Annotated in this window: 14 protein-coding genes; 8 read left to right on the forward strand and 6 right to left on the reverse strand. The window is 66.1% G+C overall.

Annotated features, from left to right (window positions below):
* Positions 1-56: 56 nt before the first annotated feature.
* From ABE473_RS16400 to cmk, 3 genes are all read right to left on the reverse strand, one after another.
* Entirely contained in the window at positions 57-362 is a 306-nt protein-coding gene (locus tag ABE473_RS16400) for an integration host factor subunit beta (RefSeq protein WP_019183098.1), read from the reverse strand.
* A gap of 87 nt (positions 363-449) precedes the next feature.
* Positions 450-2,135: a 30S ribosomal protein S1 gene (gene rpsA / locus ABE473_RS16405; RefSeq protein WP_121042136.1), complete on the reverse strand. Its 1,686-nt coding sequence runs from the start codon at positions 2,133-2,135 to the stop codon at positions 450-452.
* 194 nt (positions 2,136-2,329) lie between these two features.
* Positions 2,330-3,010 carry a (d)CMP kinase gene (cmk, locus tag ABE473_RS16410; protein ID WP_176989790.1) on the reverse strand — a complete coding sequence of 227 codons (681 nt, stop codon included), beginning with the start codon at positions 3,008-3,010 and terminating at the stop codon, positions 2,330-2,332.
* A 194-nt stretch (positions 3,011-3,204) separates the two neighbouring features.
* Between cmk and ykgO the strand changes: the two genes are divergently transcribed.
* The 6 genes from ykgO to ABE473_RS16440 all read left to right on the forward strand — a co-directional run bounded on the left by ykgO (position 3,205) and on the right by ABE473_RS16440 (position 7,927).
* Complete coding sequence (ykgO, locus tag ABE473_RS16415) at positions 3,205-3,330, forward strand: type B 50S ribosomal protein L36 (RefSeq protein ID WP_057628212.1); 126 nt, start codon at positions 3,205-3,207, stop codon at positions 3,328-3,330.
* Positions 3,331-3,511: 181 nt separating this feature from the next.
* Positions 3,512-3,838: a hypothetical protein gene (locus ABE473_RS16420; protein WP_176989789.1), complete on the forward strand. Its 327-nt coding sequence runs from the start codon at positions 3,512-3,514 to the stop codon at positions 3,836-3,838.
* Between the two features lie 46 nt (positions 3,839-3,884).
* Complete coding sequence (locus ABE473_RS16425) at positions 3,885-4,919, forward strand: agmatine deiminase family protein (RefSeq protein WP_346490228.1); 1,035 nt, start codon at positions 3,885-3,887, stop codon at positions 4,917-4,919.
* Between the two features lie 344 nt (positions 4,920-5,263).
* Complete coding sequence (locus ABE473_RS16430; RefSeq protein WP_179459138.1) at positions 5,264-6,151, forward strand: carbon-nitrogen hydrolase; 888 nt, start codon at positions 5,264-5,266, stop codon at positions 6,149-6,151.
* 20 nt (positions 6,152-6,171) lie between these two features.
* Positions 6,172-6,702: a GNAT family N-acetyltransferase gene (locus ABE473_RS16435; protein ID WP_123729052.1), complete on the forward strand. Its 531-nt coding sequence runs from the start codon at positions 6,172-6,174 to the stop codon at positions 6,700-6,702.
* Positions 6,703-6,706: 4 nt separating this feature from the next.
* Positions 6,707-7,927: a TraB/GumN family protein gene (locus tag ABE473_RS16440; RefSeq protein ID WP_179459140.1), complete on the forward strand. Its 1,221-nt coding sequence runs from the start codon at positions 6,707-6,709 to the stop codon at positions 7,925-7,927.
* Between the two features lie 83 nt (positions 7,928-8,010).
* Here the strand turns inward: ABE473_RS16440 and ABE473_RS16445 are convergent, their stop codons facing one another.
* The 3 genes from ABE473_RS16445 to ABE473_RS16455 are packed head-to-tail and all read right to left on the reverse strand — an operon-like array spanning position 8,011 to position 15,763.
* Positions 8,011-11,109, reverse strand: a complete 3,099-nt coding sequence (locus ABE473_RS16445; protein ID WP_346490229.1) for an efflux RND transporter permease subunit — start codon at positions 11,107-11,109, stop codon at positions 8,011-8,013.
* Positions 11,106-14,615 (reverse strand): efflux RND transporter permease subunit, encoded by a 3,510-nt coding sequence (locus ABE473_RS16450; protein ID WP_346490230.1) that lies wholly within the window; start codon positions 14,613-14,615, stop codon positions 11,106-11,108. The genes ABE473_RS16445 and ABE473_RS16450 overlap by 4 nt, the downstream gene beginning before the upstream one ends.
* Positions 14,612-15,763: an efflux RND transporter periplasmic adaptor subunit gene (locus ABE473_RS16455; protein ID WP_346490231.1), complete on the reverse strand. Its 1,152-nt coding sequence runs from the start codon at positions 15,761-15,763 to the stop codon at positions 14,612-14,614. The genes ABE473_RS16450 and ABE473_RS16455 overlap by 4 nt, the downstream gene beginning before the upstream one ends.
* 204 nt (positions 15,764-15,967) lie before the next feature.
* On the opposite strand from ABE473_RS16455, the gene ABE473_RS16460 reads away from it, so the two are divergent.
* Together ABE473_RS16460 and ABE473_RS16465 are read left to right on the forward strand one after the other, a co-directional pair.
* Positions 15,968-16,360: a c-type cytochrome gene (locus ABE473_RS16460; protein ID WP_019183109.1), complete on the forward strand. Its 393-nt coding sequence runs from the start codon at positions 15,968-15,970 to the stop codon at positions 16,358-16,360.
* An 8-nt stretch (positions 16,361-16,368) separates the two neighbouring features.
* Positions 16,369-16,830, forward strand: a complete 462-nt coding sequence (locus ABE473_RS16465; protein ID WP_019183110.1) for a cytochrome c — start codon at positions 16,369-16,371, stop codon at positions 16,828-16,830.
* The last annotated feature ends 120 nt before the right edge of the window (positions 16,831-16,950 follow it).

Consider the following 16,950-nt stretch of genomic DNA (forward strand, 5'->3'; position numbering starts at 1 on the left):
CGCTCTACCAGCCGACTCCATGGAAATCATGCATCCGCCCCGTGGCGGATGGACACTCAGGCAGGATCGCTTTCCAGCGGCACCACGGCGCTGACGCGCTCACGCAGTTCCTTGCCCGGCTTGAAGTGCGGGACATGCTTGCCCGGCAACGCGACCGATTCCCCGGTCTTGGGATTGCGCCCCAGCCGTGCCGGCCGGTAGTGCAACGAAAAACTGCCGAACCCGCGGATCTCGATGCGATCCCCGCCGGCCAGCGCCCCGCCCATCATTTCCAGCAACGACTTCACGGCCAGATCGACATCGTCCGACTTCAAATGCGCCTGTCGGCGCGCCAGGATTTCGATCAGCTCGGATTTGGTCATTACGGGCTCTTGGGGAGGAACTCAGACCCTGAAACGGCCCGGACTGATGTCCGGGCCGCCCAGGAAACTACGACAGCGACAGACCGATTACTCGGACTTGTTGCCGTTCAGCTGTGCACGCAGCAGCGCGCCGAGCTGGGTGGTGCCGCTGGACGCCGAAGAGGACTGGTATTCCTCCAGCACTTCGCGCATTTCCGCGTCGTCCTTGGCCTTGATCGACAGCTGCAGGGTACGACCCTTGCGATCCATGCCCACGAACTTGGCTTCAACCTTGTCGCCGACCTTCAGGAACTGGGTCGCGTCGTCGACGCGCTCGTTCGCAACGTCGCGAGCAGCCACGTAGCCTTCGATGCCGTCAGCCAGTTCGATGGTAGCGCCCTTGGCGTCCACTTCCTTGACCACGCCTTCGACCTTGGAACCCTTCGGGTTGGCAGCCATGTACTGACCGAACGGATCCTGCTCCAGCTGCTTGACGCCCAGGCTGATGCGCTCGCGCTCCGGATCGACGGCCAGGACGACGGCGTCCAGGTTGTCGCCCTTCTTGTAGTTGCGGACCACGTCTTCGCCGGTGGTGTTCCAGCTGATGTCGGACAGGTGCACCAGGCCATCGATACCGCCGTCCAGGCCGATGAAGATGCCGAAGTCGGTGATCGACTTGATCTGGCCCGACACCTTGTCGCCCTTCTTGTGGATCGCAGCGAAGGTTTCCCACGGATTGGCGGCAACCTGCTTCATGCCCAGCGAGATGCGGCGACGCTCCTCGTCGACGTCCAGGACCATGACTTCAACTTCGTCACCGACCTGCACAACCTTGGACGGGTTGACGTTCTTGTTGGTCCAATCCATTTCGGACACGTGCACCAGACCTTCGACGCCCGGCTCGATCTCGACGAATGCGCCGTAATCGGTGACGTTGGAGACCTTGCCGAAGACGCGGCTGTTGGCCGGGTAACGACGGGCGATGTTGTCCCACGGATCCTCGCCCAGCTGCTTCAGACCCAGCGAAACGCGGTTGCGCTCGCGGTCGAACTTCAGCACGCGGACGTCCAGCTCGTCGCCGACGTTCACGACTTCGGACGGATGGCGCACGCGCTTCCAGGCCATGTCGGTGATGTGCAGCAGGCCGTCGATACCGCCCAGGTCCACGAATGCGCCGTAATCGGTCAGGTTCTTGACGACACCCTTCAGGATCGCGCCTTCCTGCAGCTTGTCCATCAGCTGCTCGCGCTCTTCCGAATGCTCGCTCTCGACGACTGCACGACGGGACACAACGACGTTGTTACGCTTGCGGTCCAGCTTGATGAGCTTGAATTCCAGCTCCTTGCCTTCCAGGTAGGCCGGGTCGCGCACGGGGCGCACATCCACCAGCGAACCGGGCAGGAACGCGCGGACATCCTTGATGTCCACGGTGAAACCACCCTTGACCTTGCCGCTGATGCGGCCGGTGATGGTTTCGTTCTTTTCCAACGCTTCTTCCAGCTCGTCCCACACCATCGCGCGCTTGGCTTTCTCACGCGACAGAACGGTTTCACCGAAGCCGTTCTCGATGGAATCGAGGGCAACCTTGACGACGTCGCCTTCAGCGACATCGATCTCGCCAGCGTCGTTACGGAACTGTTCGATCGGCACGATGCCTTCGGACTTCAGGCCGGCGTTGATCACCACGACATCGCCGCGGACTTCAACAACGACGCCGCTGACGATCGAGCCCGGCTTCAGCTTGGCCAGATTGGCCTGACTGGCTTCGAACAGCTCTGCAAATGATTCGGTCATTAGATTTACTCTGTTGGACACATGGGCATTGGCCCCCGAAGGGAACCGCTTACTGCCCGCCTGTTGGTCGACCCCGGAAACGCAGGTCGTGTGTTAAGTAGGAAAACCGCCACGCATCATTGCGGGACGGAGCTTTTGTTGCCTTGCGATGGTGCGACACCGTCGATGCACTGACGGCCCTCCTTTACAACGGATCAGGCACCCGAAACCGGAAGCAGATCCAATACCTTGGCAACGACGGCGTCGATGCCAATACCACTGGTGTCGATGATGACGGCATCGTCTGCCGGCTTCAGGGGCGCCACTGTGCGCTGTGCATCACGGGCGTCGCGGGCCATGATCTCGCGCAGGAGGTCGTCAAAGTTAACCGAAACACCCTTGTCTTTCAACTGCTTATGCCGCCGCTCGGCCCGTTCCTCGGCGCTGGCGGTCAAAAACACCTTGAATGGGGCGTCCGGGAAGATGACCGTTCCCATGTCCCGACCGTCAGCGACCAGGCCCGGCTCCATCCTGAATGCGCGCTGGCGCTCTTTCAGCGCCGCCCGGACTTCCGGGATGGCCGCGATCGCCGAGGCCAGGGCGCCGGTGGTCTCCAGCCGCAGCTCGTCGGTGGCATCGGTCTCGTTGACCAGCACCCGCAGCCCGCCATCGGCCGATTCCACGAACCGCACGTGCGTATCGAAGGTGCAGCGGACCAGCGCCGAGGCGTCGGAGGTATCGATATCGGCCCAGCTGGCGGCCACGCCCACCGCCCGGTACAGGGCGCCCGAATCCAGGTAATGCCAGCCCAGCCGGCGTGCGACAATGCGGCTGACAGTGCCTTTGCCGGCCCCGGAAGGACCGTCGATGGTGAGCACGGATGGAAGCTGATTCATGGGTTTCCCGATAGATGTGACCGCCCATTCTAGCCCCTGCCCGGGGTGGCCTGAGACTTTTTTGGCCCAACCACTTGAAAGGATGGGAAAAAGCCCGGTAGAATGGCGGGCTTGAACGGGCGTCACCTGCCGATTGTCATCTGCATATCGCGGCCGCGCTCCAACCGAATCCAACGTTTACGCCGAGGTATGCAATGAAAGTCCTGTCTTCCCTGAAGTCGGCCAAGACCCGTCACCGTGACTGCAAGGTCGTCCGTCGCCGCGGCAAGATCTTCGTGATCTGCAAGTCGAACCCGCGCTTCAAGGCTCGCCAGCGCTGAGCCGGCTGGCCTCACGGCCGCCACCGGTCCCTCACCGGACCGGGCGATGAACAAAAAGCCGCCTCCGGGCGGCTTTTTGCTGCCATTTTTGTTGTAATCGCGGGGTAGCCCGCGACCGTTGGTCGTGAGACCTGCAGTCGTGAGACCTTCCGCATTCTTGACCACTGGGGAGTAGTTCGAGATGAAGCGTTACCTGACCACCTTGCCATTGCTGGCTGTCCTGGCCGTTTCCAGTGCCCATGCCGACACCCTGCTGATCGACCGCAGCCGTGAGAAGCCGGCCATCGCCCTGCCGGTCCGCGGCCAGAGCATGCAGCAGGTCCAGGCCCAGTTCGGCGACCCGGGCGAACGCCTGGAACCGCGCGGCGGGCAGAAGCAGCAGTGGCCGACGATCAACCGCTGGGTCTACCCGCAGTTCACCGTCTACTTCGAAAAGCAGAAGGTGATCGACGTGGTCGCCAACCGCGCCGACGCCAACGAGATCGGGCCGAAACCGCCGATCCGCTGACCCCCTTCCCCTTGCCCGCCCGCCGGCGGGCCTTCGCACTGAGATCATGAACGACACGCTCCGCTTTCCGGCCGAATGGGAATCCCAGTCCGCCATCCTGATCGCCTGGCCCCACGCCGACACCGACTGGGCTGACCGCCTGGGTGACGTCGAGGACACCTACATCGCCCTCGTCGCTGCCATCACCCGCTTCCAGCCGGTGCTGATCATCGTCGCCGACGACGACCTGGAGGCGTACGCCGACGCGCGCCTGCGTTCGAACCGGATCGACACGGACCGCGTGCGGTTCGTGACGGCCCAGTACGACGACACCTGGCTGCGCGATTCCGGCCCGATCACGCTCAAGCGCGCCGATGGCGGCTTCCGCCTGCTGGACTTCCGCTTCACCGGCTGGGGCGGCAAGTTCGACGCCAGCCTGGATGACCAGCTGGTCGGGGTGCTGCACGCCGCCGGGCTGTTCACCGATGCGGAGCTGCAGAGCATTCCGTTCGCGCTGGAAGGCGGCGGCATCGAGACCGATGGCGCCGGCACCCTGCTGACCACCTGGCAGTGCCTGCACGAGCGTCATCCGGATCGCAGCCGCGAATCGCTCAGCACCGACCTGGCCACCTGGCTGGCCCAGGACCGCGTGCTGTGGCTGGACCACGGCTATCTGGAGGGCGACGACACCGACGCCCACATCGATACCCTGGCCCGCTTCGCCTCGACCGACAGCATCGTCTACCAGGCCTGCGATGACGCCAGCGATTCGCACTATGCCGAACTGCAGGCGATGGGTGCCGAACTGGCTGCGCTGCGCACCCGCGACGGCCAGCCGTACCGCCTGTTCCCGCTGCCGTGGGCGCAGCCGGTGATCGACGAAGGCCGCCGCCTTGCCGCTTCGTACGCGAACTACCTGATCCTCAATGGTGCGGTGCTGATGCCGGCCTACGGCGATGCCGCCGACGAGGCCGCGCGTGCGGTGCTGGCCCAGGCCTATCCGGACCGCGAGATCGTGCCGGTGCCGTGCCGCTCGCTGATCTGGCAGAACGGCAGCCTGCACTGCATCACGATGCAGTTGCCGGCGGGATTGCTGGCCTGACAGCAAAGCACGCGGTCTGAAGGTTGCGGAGGCGGGGGTGGGGGGGGCGGCGGGGCGGGACGCGCCGTAACCCCAACCGGGGGGGCTCGTGGGCGCCAACCATGGCGCCCTGACGGTCCCGCACCTCCGCCCCCGCCATCCCTTCGACAGTGCACTGGCAGCCAACGGAAGAGCGACAGGCCACGCCGATACGCGTGACCTGACCTCTGATGCCCCGATCATCCTGCGGAGCCGGCCAGCGGCCGGCACTACCGACGCGTGGGCGCTTTCCATTTAGCAGCCAGCACGCTGCGTGCACCCATCCGCGATAAACTGCGTTTTTCCCCTTGCAGGACCGTCTCCGGATGAGCTCACGCCACACCCTTTCCGTCGCCCTGATCCAGGAGCGCAACCACGGCGATGCCGAGGCCAATCTGGCCGTCATCGAAGCGCGCGTGGCTGAAGCGGCCGCACAGGGTGCCAAGCTGATCCTGCTGCAGGAACTGCACAACGGTGCGTACTTCTGCCAGCACGAGTCGGTCGATGAATTCGACCTGGCCGAGCCCATCCCGGGACCGAGCACCGCGCGCCTGGGCGCGCTGGCGAAGAAGCACGGCGTGGTGATCGTCGGCTCGCTGTTCGAGCGCCGCGCCGCCGGTCTGTATCACAACACCGCGGTGGTCTTCGAGAAAGACGGCACCCTGCTCGGCAAGTACCGCAAGATGCACATCCCGGATGATCCGGGCTTCTACGAAAAGTTCTACTTCACCCCCGGCGATCTGGGCTTCACCCCGATCGATACCTCGGTGGGTCGCCTTGGCGTGCTCGTGTGCTGGGACCAGTGGTACCCGGAAGCCGCTCGCCTGATGGCGCTGGCCGGTGCCGAACTGCTGCTCTACCCCACCGCGATCGGCTGGGACCCGGAGGATCAGCAGGACGAACAGGGCCGCCAGCGCGATGCGTGGGTGCTCAGCCATCGTGGCCATGCCGTGGCCAACGGCGTGCCGGTGCTGAGCTGCAACCGCGTCGGCCATGAGCCCTCGCCGCTGGGCGCCTCGGGCATCCAGTTCTGGGGCAACAGCCACGTGCTTGGCCCGCAGGGTGAGTTCATCGCCGAAGCCGGTGGCGAGCCGACCGTGCTGGTCTGCGATGTCGACCTGCAGCGCAGCGAACACGTCCGCCGGATCTGGCCGTTCCTGCGCGATCGCCGGATCGACGCGTACGGCGATCTGCTCAAGCGCTACATCGACTGACCGACCAGGACGCCCCCACCGTGACCGTGCACCTGCGCGACGCCACCGATGCCGACATCGCGGCCATCACCGCGATCTATGCGGTGGAAGTGACCGACTTCGTCAACACCTACGAGTACGAGATCCCGGAGGCGGCGGAAATGCGCCGCCGCATGCAGGACATCGTCGGCCGCGGCTTTCCGTACATCGTGGCCGAGGTCGATGGCCAGGTGGCCGGCTATGCCTACGCCAATACCTATCGCGGCCGGATCGCCTACCAGTGGACCGTGGAGAATTCGGTGTATGTGGATGCGGCGTTCCAGGGCCGCGGGGTCGGCACCGCGCTGATGCAGGGCCTGATCGATGCCTGCGTCGCCCGCGGTTACCGGCAGATGGTGGCGGTGATCGGCGAACCGACGAATACGGCCTCCATCAAACTGCACGAGCGTTTCGGTTTCCAGACCGTCGGCGTTTTCCGCGGCCTCGGCCGCAAGCATGGCCGCTGGCTGGACACTGTCCAGATGCAGCGCGCGCTCGGCGATGGTGCCGACAGCGCCCCTTCGAATGAATGATGCAATGACCGATACCCTGATTGACGCCGGCGACACCCTGTTCGCCGGCCAGCCCGTTCGCATTGTCGAACGCGATGGCGTCCGCTACACCCTGCTGGGCACCGCGCACGTCTCGCAGGCCAGCGTGGAAGCGGTGGAACGTGCGATCGAGAGCGGCCGCTTCGATGCGGTCGCGGTCGAGCTCGACGCGCAGCGCCTGCAGGCGCTGACCAACCCCGATGCCCTGGCCAAGCTGGATCTGGTCGAGGTGATCCGCAAGGGTCGCGTCGCCCTGTTTGCGGCCAATCTCGCCCTGGCTGCGTACCAGCGCCGCTTGGCCGAACAGCTCGAGATCGAGCCCGGCGCCGAACTCAAGCGCGCGGTGGTCATGGCCAACGAACGCAACCTGCCGGTGCACCTGATCGATCGTGAGGTCGGCCTGACCTTCAAGCGCGCCTCGCAGCGACTGGGCTTCTTCGGCAAGATCAAACTGGTCATGGGCCTGGGTGCCGGCCTGTTCGCTTCCGAGGAGGTCGGCGAAGACGAGATCGAGAAGCTCAAGCAGGGCGACATGCTCGAAGCCAGCTTCGGCGAGTTCGCCAGCGAGAGCCCTGCCCTGTACGAAACCATCATCGGCGAGCGCGACCGCTACATGGCCACCCGCCTGCGTGAAGTGCACGACCCGGCCCAGCGCGAAGTGCTGGCGGTGGTCGGTGCCGGTCATCTGGCCGGTCTGGCCAGGTACCTGGAAACCGACACCGACGCGCCCGGCCCGCTGCGCGAGTCGCTGGAAGACGTGCCGAAGAAGCGCAACATTCCGTGGATCACGCTGGCGATCCTGGCCATCGTGCTGACCGGTATCGGCGTGGGTTTCTATCGTGGCGGCCTGGGGGTCGGCAGCGAGCTGCTGGCGGTCTGGGCGATGTACACCGGCGGTCTGGCCGGCCTGGGCTGCCTGCTGGCGGGCAGCCACCCGCTGAGCATCCTGACCGCGATCGTGGTCGCGCCGTTCAAGCCGTTCCGGCTGAGCATCCCGACCGGCGCGTTCTCCGCGTTGGTGGAAGCGCGCCTGCGCAAGCCGGCCTACGAAGACTTCCTGAAGCTGCGCGACGATGCGCAGAGCGTCAGGGGCTGGTACCGCAACCGGGTGACCCGCGTGGTGCTGACCTTCATGCTGACCAACCTGGGCAGCATGCTGGGCCTGTGGCTGACCGGGTTCCAGGTGTGGGGGAAGGTCGCGGGGTGATTCCCGCGCCGGCTGTATGGGAAAAGGCCACGCATTGCGTGGCCTTTTTTGTGCCCGAATGGGGGACGGGCCTGCCCTCACCCTCAAACCGATTCTGCGCCCGGCTCCACCACCGGGGCATCCACGCCGCGGCCACGCGCGCGCCGGATGATCCGCGACACACTGGTGCTCATGTCATCAAGCATGGCGTAGATGGTCGGCAGGAACAGCAGGCTGACCACGGTGGAGAACGCCAGCCCGCCGGCGATGGCGCGCGCCATCGGATAGTAAGGCGGGCCGTTGCCGAGCAGCTGGGTGTCGGTCATGGAGATCGGAATCATCGCCAGGATCGCGGTGCCCATCGTCATCATGATCGGGCGCAGGCGTTCGCGTGAGCCTTCCACCAAGGCCTGGGTCCGGCCCATGCCGCGGCGGCGCAGGTTGTTGATGTGCTCGATCATCACGATGCCGTTGTTCACCACCACGCCCATCAACACCAGGATGCCGATGAAGGACATGATCCCGAACGAGGTGCCGGTGATCCAGAACAGCCAGAACACGCCGAAGATCGAGAACAGCACGCCGCTCATGATCGCCGCCGGGAACAGCAGGGATTCGAACACCGCGGCCATCACCACGTAGATCATCACCAGCGCGATCACCAGATTGAACATCATCTGTGCCATCGCCTCGTTGTCGTCGCCGTAGTCGCCGCCATCGAAGCTGAAGGTGTAGCCGGCCGGGAAGCTCATCGGCTTGAGCATCTCCTCCATCGCCTTGCGGCCTTCCGGCACGGTGACCTTCTCGGCCAGGTTGGCCTTGATGGTCAGCGTGGTCTGCCGGTTGGTGCGGCCGATCTGCGTGGCCGAGGGCTTGATCGCCACGTCGACCAGGCTCAGCAGCGGCACCGAGCGACCATCGCCGGTGCGCACGGTGTAGCTGGCCAGGTCTTCCGGGCTGCTCTGCTCGGCACCGGCGAAGCGGACCCATACCGGTACTTCGCTGTCGCCGCGGCGGAACTCGCGCAGCGGGGCACCGCGCAGGGCCAGGCCGACGAAGCTGGCGACCTGCTCGGCGTTGAAGCCGAACGCGGCGGCGCGCTCGCGATCGACGTGGATGGACAGCTCGCTGCCCTTCTCGCCGTTGTCGATGCGCACGTCGCGCAGTTCCTTGCGCTGGGCCAGCAGCGGCACGACTTCCTCACCGATCTCCTGCAGCATCTGGGTCGAGTCGCCGACCAGCTGCACCTGCACCTGGTTGTTGCCGCTGCCACCATTGCCCTCGCCCGAATTGCCGACCACGTAATCGGCACGCGCGGAGCGCGGCAGGCCTTTGCGCAGCGCTTCCTGCACGGCCGGCATGTTCTTGGCATGCTCGGTGTCGAAGGTCACGATGGTGCTGCTGCCTTCCTGCTCGCTGTACCAGGAGTACACCTGGGTGATGTGCAGCTGCGCGCGGTTGTCATCGAGGTAGCGTTCAACACGCGCGACTTCCTCGGACATCTGGCCGAAGGTAAAGGCGCCCTTCCAGTTGTAGCCGATGAACACCTCGTGGCCGCCCTCGCCGCCGAACATGTCGATCTTGGTCAGCTTCATCGGCACCAGGCTGACCAGCACCACCATCAGGATGCCGAACACGCTCCAGCCTCGGTGCTCCAGCGTCCACTGCAGCAGCGTGGCGTAGCGGCGCTGCAGGCGTGCGATCACGCCCGTCTCCGAATGCACCAGCTTGGGCGTCTGCATGCGCGCGGACAGCATCGGGATCAGGCTCACCGCCACCAGCCAGGAGGCCAGCAGCGAGACCGAGATCGTGATCGCGATCTGCGACATGAAGATGCTGATGTTGTTGGTCTCGCCGAACAGGTTCGGCACGAACACGATGCAGTGGCACAGGGTGCCGGCACTGAGCGCGATGGCCACGTTGCGGGTGCCGATGATCGAGGCCAGCCGTGGCTGGTCGGGCATGCGCTCGCGTTCCTGGTAGATGCTCTCCACCACCACCACGGCATTGTCCACCAGCATGCCGACCGCCAGCAGCAGGCCCATCATGGTCAGGATGTTGAGGGTGACGCCGGCGAAATACATGAAGCCCAGCGTGATCACGAAACAGATCGGGATCGCCAGGGTCACCATCAGCGTGGACGGCCAGTGGCGCAGGAAGAAGAACAGCACCGTGATCGACAACAGCAGGCCCACCGCGCCGGCCTCGGCCAGCTCCAGCAGCGAGGACGTCACCATCTTGCCCTGGTTGTCGATCACCTTGATCTGCACATCGCGCATCGAGGGCTGCTTGCGAATCGCCTCGACCTCGGCCAGTGCCGCGCGCGAAACCTCGACCAGGTTGGCGCTGCGCTCCTTGAAGATATCCAGGCCCACGGCCGGGTTGCCGTCCAGGCGGCGGCCGTAGTTCATCCGGGTGGGCTTGAGCCGGATCTCGGCGATATCGCCCAGGCGCAGGCCTTTGTTGTCGATCACGAGGTCGCGCAGTTCCTGCAGGTCGGTGATCTCGCCGACCGGCTGGATGCGCACGCGCTGGCCGTTGTCGTCGATCTGCCCGGCCGAGATCGAGAAGTTCAGCGTGCGCAGGCGGTCGCTGAGTTCGTTGATGCTCAGGTTGTGCGCGGTCAAGCGGTCCGGGCTGATCGCGATCTCCACCTCGTTCGGCGGTGCGCCGGAGATGTTGACCCGGGCCACGCCCGGAATGCGCTCGATGCGCCGCTTGAACTCGCGGTCGAGCATGTCGTAGGCGCCGGTCAGGTCGGTGGCGCTGGCCAGGCGCACTTTCAGTACCGGGTCATCGCTGCTGGACCACTTGAACACGTTGTAGCGTTGCAGGTCGTCCGGCAGGTCGCTGCGGATCGCATCGATGCGTTCCCGCGCATCCGAGGCCGCGATGGCGATGTCGCGGTCCCAGTCGGTGAACTCGATGAAGATGCTGGCGCCTTCGGAGGTGGCCGAGGAGCGCATGCGCTTGATCCCGGTCATCGTCGCCAGCGCTTCCTCGGTCGGCCGGATGATGTTGCGCTCGACCTCCTCGGGGGTGGAGCCGGTATACGGCACCTGCACGAAAAGGAACGGGGCGGAGATGTCCGGCAGCGCCTCCAGCGGCAGCCGGAACGAGGCGATCAGGCCCACCACCGCCAACGACACAAAACACATGATCGTGGTGATGGGCCGGCGGATGGAGAACTCGGCAATGCTCATGCCGGCTCCTGGGCTGCGTCATGACCGGTACCGGCCAGCGGTGTCCTGAGGTGACGGCCGCGCTCGCGGTAGTAAGCATCGCCACGACGGTCGAGCAGGTCGTACACCACCGGAATCACCACCAGGGTCAGCAGGGTGGAGACCAGCAGGCCGCCGATCACCGTGATCGCCATCGGCGCGCGCACTTCGGCGCCCTCGCCCATCGCCACCGCCAGCGGCAGGAAGCCGAACAGCGTGCACAGCGTGGTCATGATGATCGGCCGCAGGCGTGAGCGAGCCCCTTCCACCAGTGCCTCGCGCTTGGGCACACCGGCCTCGCGCAGCTGGTTGACCTTGTCGATCAGGATGATCGCGTTCTTGGTCACCAGCCCCACCAGCAGGATCAGGCCGATGAACACCACCACCGAGATCGGCTTGCCGGTCAGCATCAGCGCCAGGATCGCGCCGACCAGGGCCAGCGGAATGGTGAACAGGATGACGAACGGGTGCAGCAGCGATTCGAACTGCGAGGCCATCACCAGGTAGACCAGGAAGATCGCCAGCCCGAAGGCGAAGACCAGCGAGCGTGCCGAGTCGGCCAGTTCCTCGCCCTGCCCGCCGATGTGCATGCCGACCCCGGCGCCCAGCGGCTGGCTGGCGACCATGTCCTGCACTTCGCGCACGGCGCCGCCCAGATCGATGTCGCGCAGGTTGGCCGAGACCACCGCCACGCGGGTCTGGTCGGCGCGGTGGATCTCGCTCGGGCCGTTGGTGGCGACCACCTCGGCGACCGCATCCAGCGTCACCGGCCGGGTGCTGCCCGGATTGACGATCAGCCGGCGGATGCTCTCCACGCTGGCCCGGTCACCTTCCTGGGCACGCACCAGCACGTCGATCTTGCGGTCGCGGAAGCTGTAGCGCGTGGCCACGTCGCCGCGCACCTTCTTGACCACCACATCGGCAATCTGCCGCGTGGTCAGGCCGAGCGCACCGGCGCGCTCCTGGTCGAAGCGGATCTGGATTTCCGGGAAGCCCTCTTCCACCGTGGATGTGACGTCGGCGTAGTGCGGGTTGTTGCGCAGCATCGCCGCCAGTGCCTTGCCGGCGGTTTCCAGCGTAGCCATGTCCTGGCCGCGCAGCTCCACTTCCAGCGGCGTGGAAAAGCTGAAGAGCGCCGGGCGGGCGAAGTCCACCTGCACGCCGGGGTGCTGCTGCATCGACTCGCGCAGCCGCTCGGTGATCGCCGCTTCGGTGCGCGCGTTGCCGCCCCCGGCCATCACCACGGTCAGCTTGCCGATGTTCTCGCCACTCTCGGTCGGGCTGGCATCCAGGCGGGTGCCGCTGCCACTGACGCCGTACAGCGAGGCGATGCTGTCGTCCTTGGCATGGGCCAGCTGCATCTCGCGGACCAGCGCATCGGTCTGCTTCAGCGGGGTGCCGGCCGGCAGCTTGGCGGTCATTTCGAAGCGATCCTGCGCCAGCTGCGGGATCAGATCCGCACCCAGCATCGGCACCAGCGCCATCGTGCCGACGAACGCCAGCGCGGCCAGACCGAGCACCTTGCCCGGGTGATGCAGCGCGCCCGGCAGCAGCTTCAGGTAACCGCGCTCGGCACCGGCGTACGGCTTCATCGCCACATCGCTGGCCTTGCGCATCACCGGCCCGACCACGGCCACCAGGCCGCGCCAGACGCGGATCACCGACCAGGCAATCCCGAAGCAGATCCAGCGCACGACCGTGCCCACGCCGCGGCGGCTGCCGGCGACCGGCTTCAGCCAACGGCTGTCCGGCTGCCACGGCTGATGCGCGGGCTCTTCCGGGAACGCCAGCGGCGGGCGGCCCTTCAGCGAGCTCAGCATCGGAATCAGGGTCATCGAGACCAGCAGCGAGATCGCGATCGCGATCGCCACGGTCAGCGCCTGGTCGCGGAACAGCTGGCCGGCGATGCCGTCCACGAACACCAGCGGCAGGAACACCGCGATGGTGGTCAGGGTCGAGGCGACGACGGCCATGCTCACTTCGCGGGTGCCGACAATGGCCGCCTGCAGGATGCTCAGGCCGCGCTCGCGCGCCTTGGCGATGCTCTCCAGCACCACGATGGAGTCATCCACCACCAGGCCGGTGGCCAGCGCCAGCCCACCCAGCGACATCACGTTCAAGCTCAGGCCCAGCTGGCCCATGAAGAAGAACGTGGTGATGATCGAAACCGGCAACGACAGGCTGATCACAAACGTGCTCCAGCCATCGCGCAGGAACAAGAAGATGATCAGGATGGCGAGGATGCCGCCGATCACCGCGTCTTTCTTGACGTCGCTGATGGCATGTTCAATGAAGCGCGACTGGTCTTCGATCGTGGTCAGTTCGGCATCGCCGGGGACCTGGCCCTTGATCTGCTCCAGGCGCGCTCGCAGCGCCTCGGCGGTCGACACCGTGTTGGCGTCGCCCTCCTTGTAGATCGCCAGCTCGACCGCTTCCTTGCCGCCAAGGCGGATGATCGCTTCGCGTTCCTTGTAGCCCTGGCGCACGGTGGCGATGTCCTTGAGCCGCACCGGCACGCCGTTGGCGATGTTGGTGGAACTGCTGCTGGACGCACTCTGCGCGGCAGAGGCAGCGGCCACGGCGGCGTCCGAGCCGGTCGAGGCCGCGATCGCGAACATCTGCTGCATCGCTGCATCGGCGGCGTTGCCGCTGCTGCTCTGGGTGGTGACCAGCAGGTTGCGGATGTCCTCCAGATCGGCGAACTGGTTGACGGTACGCACCAGGTAACGCTGCGAGCCCTCCTCCAGGCGACCGCCGGAGATGTTGATGTTCTCTTCCTTGAGCCGCTTGATGACGTTGTCGATCGGCAGGTTGAGCTGGGCCAGCTTCTGCTGGTCGATGTCGACCTGGATCTCATCCTCCAGGCCACCGCCGACCTTGACCGCGGCCACGCCGGCGACCGGCTCGAGCTTCTTCTTCAGGTCTTCATCGGCGTAGCGGCGCAGCTCGGTGAGCTGGCGCACGGCGTCGGCGTCGCTGGACGCGTCGGTCCTGGCCGAAATCACCAGGCGCATGATCGGCTCGGTGGACGGATTGAAGCGCAGCAGCACCGGAGACTTCGCCTCCAGCGGCAGGTTCAGCGCTTCCATCTTGTCGCGCACCTCCAGGCTGGCCTGGTCCATGTTGGTGCCCCAGGCGAACTCGAGCACCACATCGCTCTGCCCGGTACGCGAGATCGATTTGAGCTTGCGCAGGTTCTTGACCACGCCGACGGCCTCTTCAACCGGCTCGGTGATCAGCGTTTCGATTTCCGCCGGGGCCGCACCGGTGTACTCGGTGCGCACGGTCAGGGTCGGGTAGCTCAGGTCGGGCAGCAGGTTGACCTTGAGGTTGCCCAGAGCGATGAAACCGAACAGCATCAGCGTGACGGTGAACATCGCGATGGTGACGCGGCGGCGGGTGGCGAATTCCACCAGGCCGCCGCCGTGGGCACCCGGGCGCTCGCCCTGGTGCGGATCGTTGCCGTGGTCGTTGCCGGCCGCTGTCATTGACGGCTCTCCGCCTTGGCCGGTGCCGGCTTCGCAGCGGCGGTGGCGGTGGCGGCCGGCTTGGCGCCGATCACCTGCACCGCAGTGCCATCGCGCAGCGCGACCTTGCCGGCGGTGACGACCTGGTCACCCGCGGCCAGACCCTCGCGGATTTCCACCCAGGGGCCTTCGGCATACCCGAGCTTGACCGGCACCCGCGCGACCTTGCCATCGCGGACGCGGAACACCGCCGGCTCACCGTCGTCGAGCAGCGCCAGGCGCGGCACCACCAGGGCGTCGGCACGCTGGTCATAGTCGATCCGGATGCGGCCGAACATGCCCGGCTGCAGGCCCTCGGCGTCTTCGCCGAAGCCGCTGACCACGCGGAACGTGCCGCTGCCGGCATCGACCACCGCCGAGATGCGGTCCACCGTGCCCGGGAAGGTCTTGCCCGGCAGCGCATCGGCGATCAGCGTGACCGGCTGGCCCGGGCGCAGCGTGGCCAGTTCGCGCTCGGGGACGTTGAGCGTGGCTTCCAGGCGCGCGTTGTCGACGATGCGGAAGATCGGCGTGTTGATCTGCACGAAGTTGCCGGTCTTGATCGAGCGCGAGGCGATCACGCCCGAGATCGGTGCGATCACCGTGGTGTAGGACAGCTCCAGCGTGGCCAGGCGGTACTGCGCACGGACGTTCTCCAGGTCGTACTTGATCTGGTCGACGTCGGCGGCACTGACCATCTGTTGACCGACCAGTTTCTGGGCGCGCTGGTAGTTGTTCTCCAGCTTGCGCAGCTGCGCTTCGCTCTGGGCGACCGCCAGGCGTGCGCGGTCCGGGTCCAGCCGCACCAGCGGTTGCCCGGCACGCACCTGCTGGCCTTCTTCGACCAGCACCGCCAGCGCGACGCCGGAGGTCTTGGCGACCACCTGCGACTCACCCCGCGGCTCCAGTGCGGCGGTCCCGGTGTAACTGGCGGCGACGGCGCGACGGCTGGCAGCGACGGCTTCGACCGGCACGGCATCGGCGGCCTTCTCGGCCTTGCCGTCTTTTTCAGCGGCCTGGGCTTCAGCCGGCCCGGCACCGCCGCAGCCGCTGAGCAGCAGCGTGGTGGTGATCAACAGTGCAGCGGCGCAGCGTCCGGTGCGGCCGGGCAGGAAAGAGTGTCGCGACATCGTCGTGTCCCTAAGGATGCGTGGGCAGGTGTGGTAGCAAAGTAATGCACCACGTCACGACCACACCATATCCCAAAGGTCATGGTGACCTGCGGCGATGGCTTTCCGGGCCCGGTTTCAGCTAGATGAAATCGCAGGCTATACTCGGCCCAGTTCCGTACCCCACGCCGGAACGACCAGACCCGTTTATCGGAAAAGGACATCATGCGCCCGCAGCCGCTCGCCGCTTGTCTCGTTCTGGCCGTCCTCCTGCCCCTCGGGGCCGCCGCACAGGCCGCAACACCCGCTCCCGCCGTACCCGCCACACCCGCTCCGGCCGCCACCGCGCCGGCGCCTGCCGCCGTCACCGGCCGTTTCGACAATGGCCGGGTGCTGGCCTACACGTGCCAGGGGTGCCACGGCATCACCGGGTACAAGAACGCCTACCCCAGCTACAAAGTGCCCAAGATCGGCGGGCAGACCCGTGAGTACCTCAGCCAGGCGCTGACCGAGTACCGCCACGGCAAGCGCAAGCATCCAACGATGCAGGCGCAGTCGATGAGTTTCAGCGAACAGGAGATCGCCGATCTCGCTGTTTACCTGTCCACCGTCAAATAAGCGCGCTCATGTCGAAAGCCACGCCACTCCAGCGTTACGCCATCGCCCTGTCCGTTGCCCTGCTGATGACTGCGTGTTCGCAGTCACAGGTGGAGAACAGCGCAGATTCCGCCGCCGATCCGGGCCACGCCAGTGGTGAACACGGGTCCGGCTCCTCCGCCGGCCTGCCGGCCGGCCGCATCGCCGCCGGTGAGGCGCGTGCCCAGGTCAAGGGCAAAGCCACCGGCCAGAGCTGCATCGACTGCCACGGGGCGGACGGCAACAAGCCAATCGACCCGACCTACCCGAAACTGGGTGGGCAGTACGGAGATTACCTGGCGCACAGCCTGCAGGCCTACCGCGCGGGGGATCGCCAGCACGCGCTGATGACCCCGCAGGCGACCGACCTGAGCGATCAGGACATCGCCGATCTGGCTGCGTATTTCGGATCACGGCCGACCCAGCTGCGGGATCTGCACGGGTTGAAGTGACGGCGCAAGCCGTCACGTGTAGAGCCGACCGTTGGTCGGCTGCTTTCCGTCCGGCGCCATGAAGCCCTGATAGGTAGTGCCGGCCGCTGGCCGGCTCCTCGGGATTGCCTGGAGCCGGCC

The organism is Stenotrophomonas sp. TWI700 (assembly GCF_039673645.1).
Classification (GTDB): Bacteria; Pseudomonadota; Gammaproteobacteria; order Xanthomonadales; family Xanthomonadaceae; genus Stenotrophomonas; species Stenotrophomonas maltophilia_AA.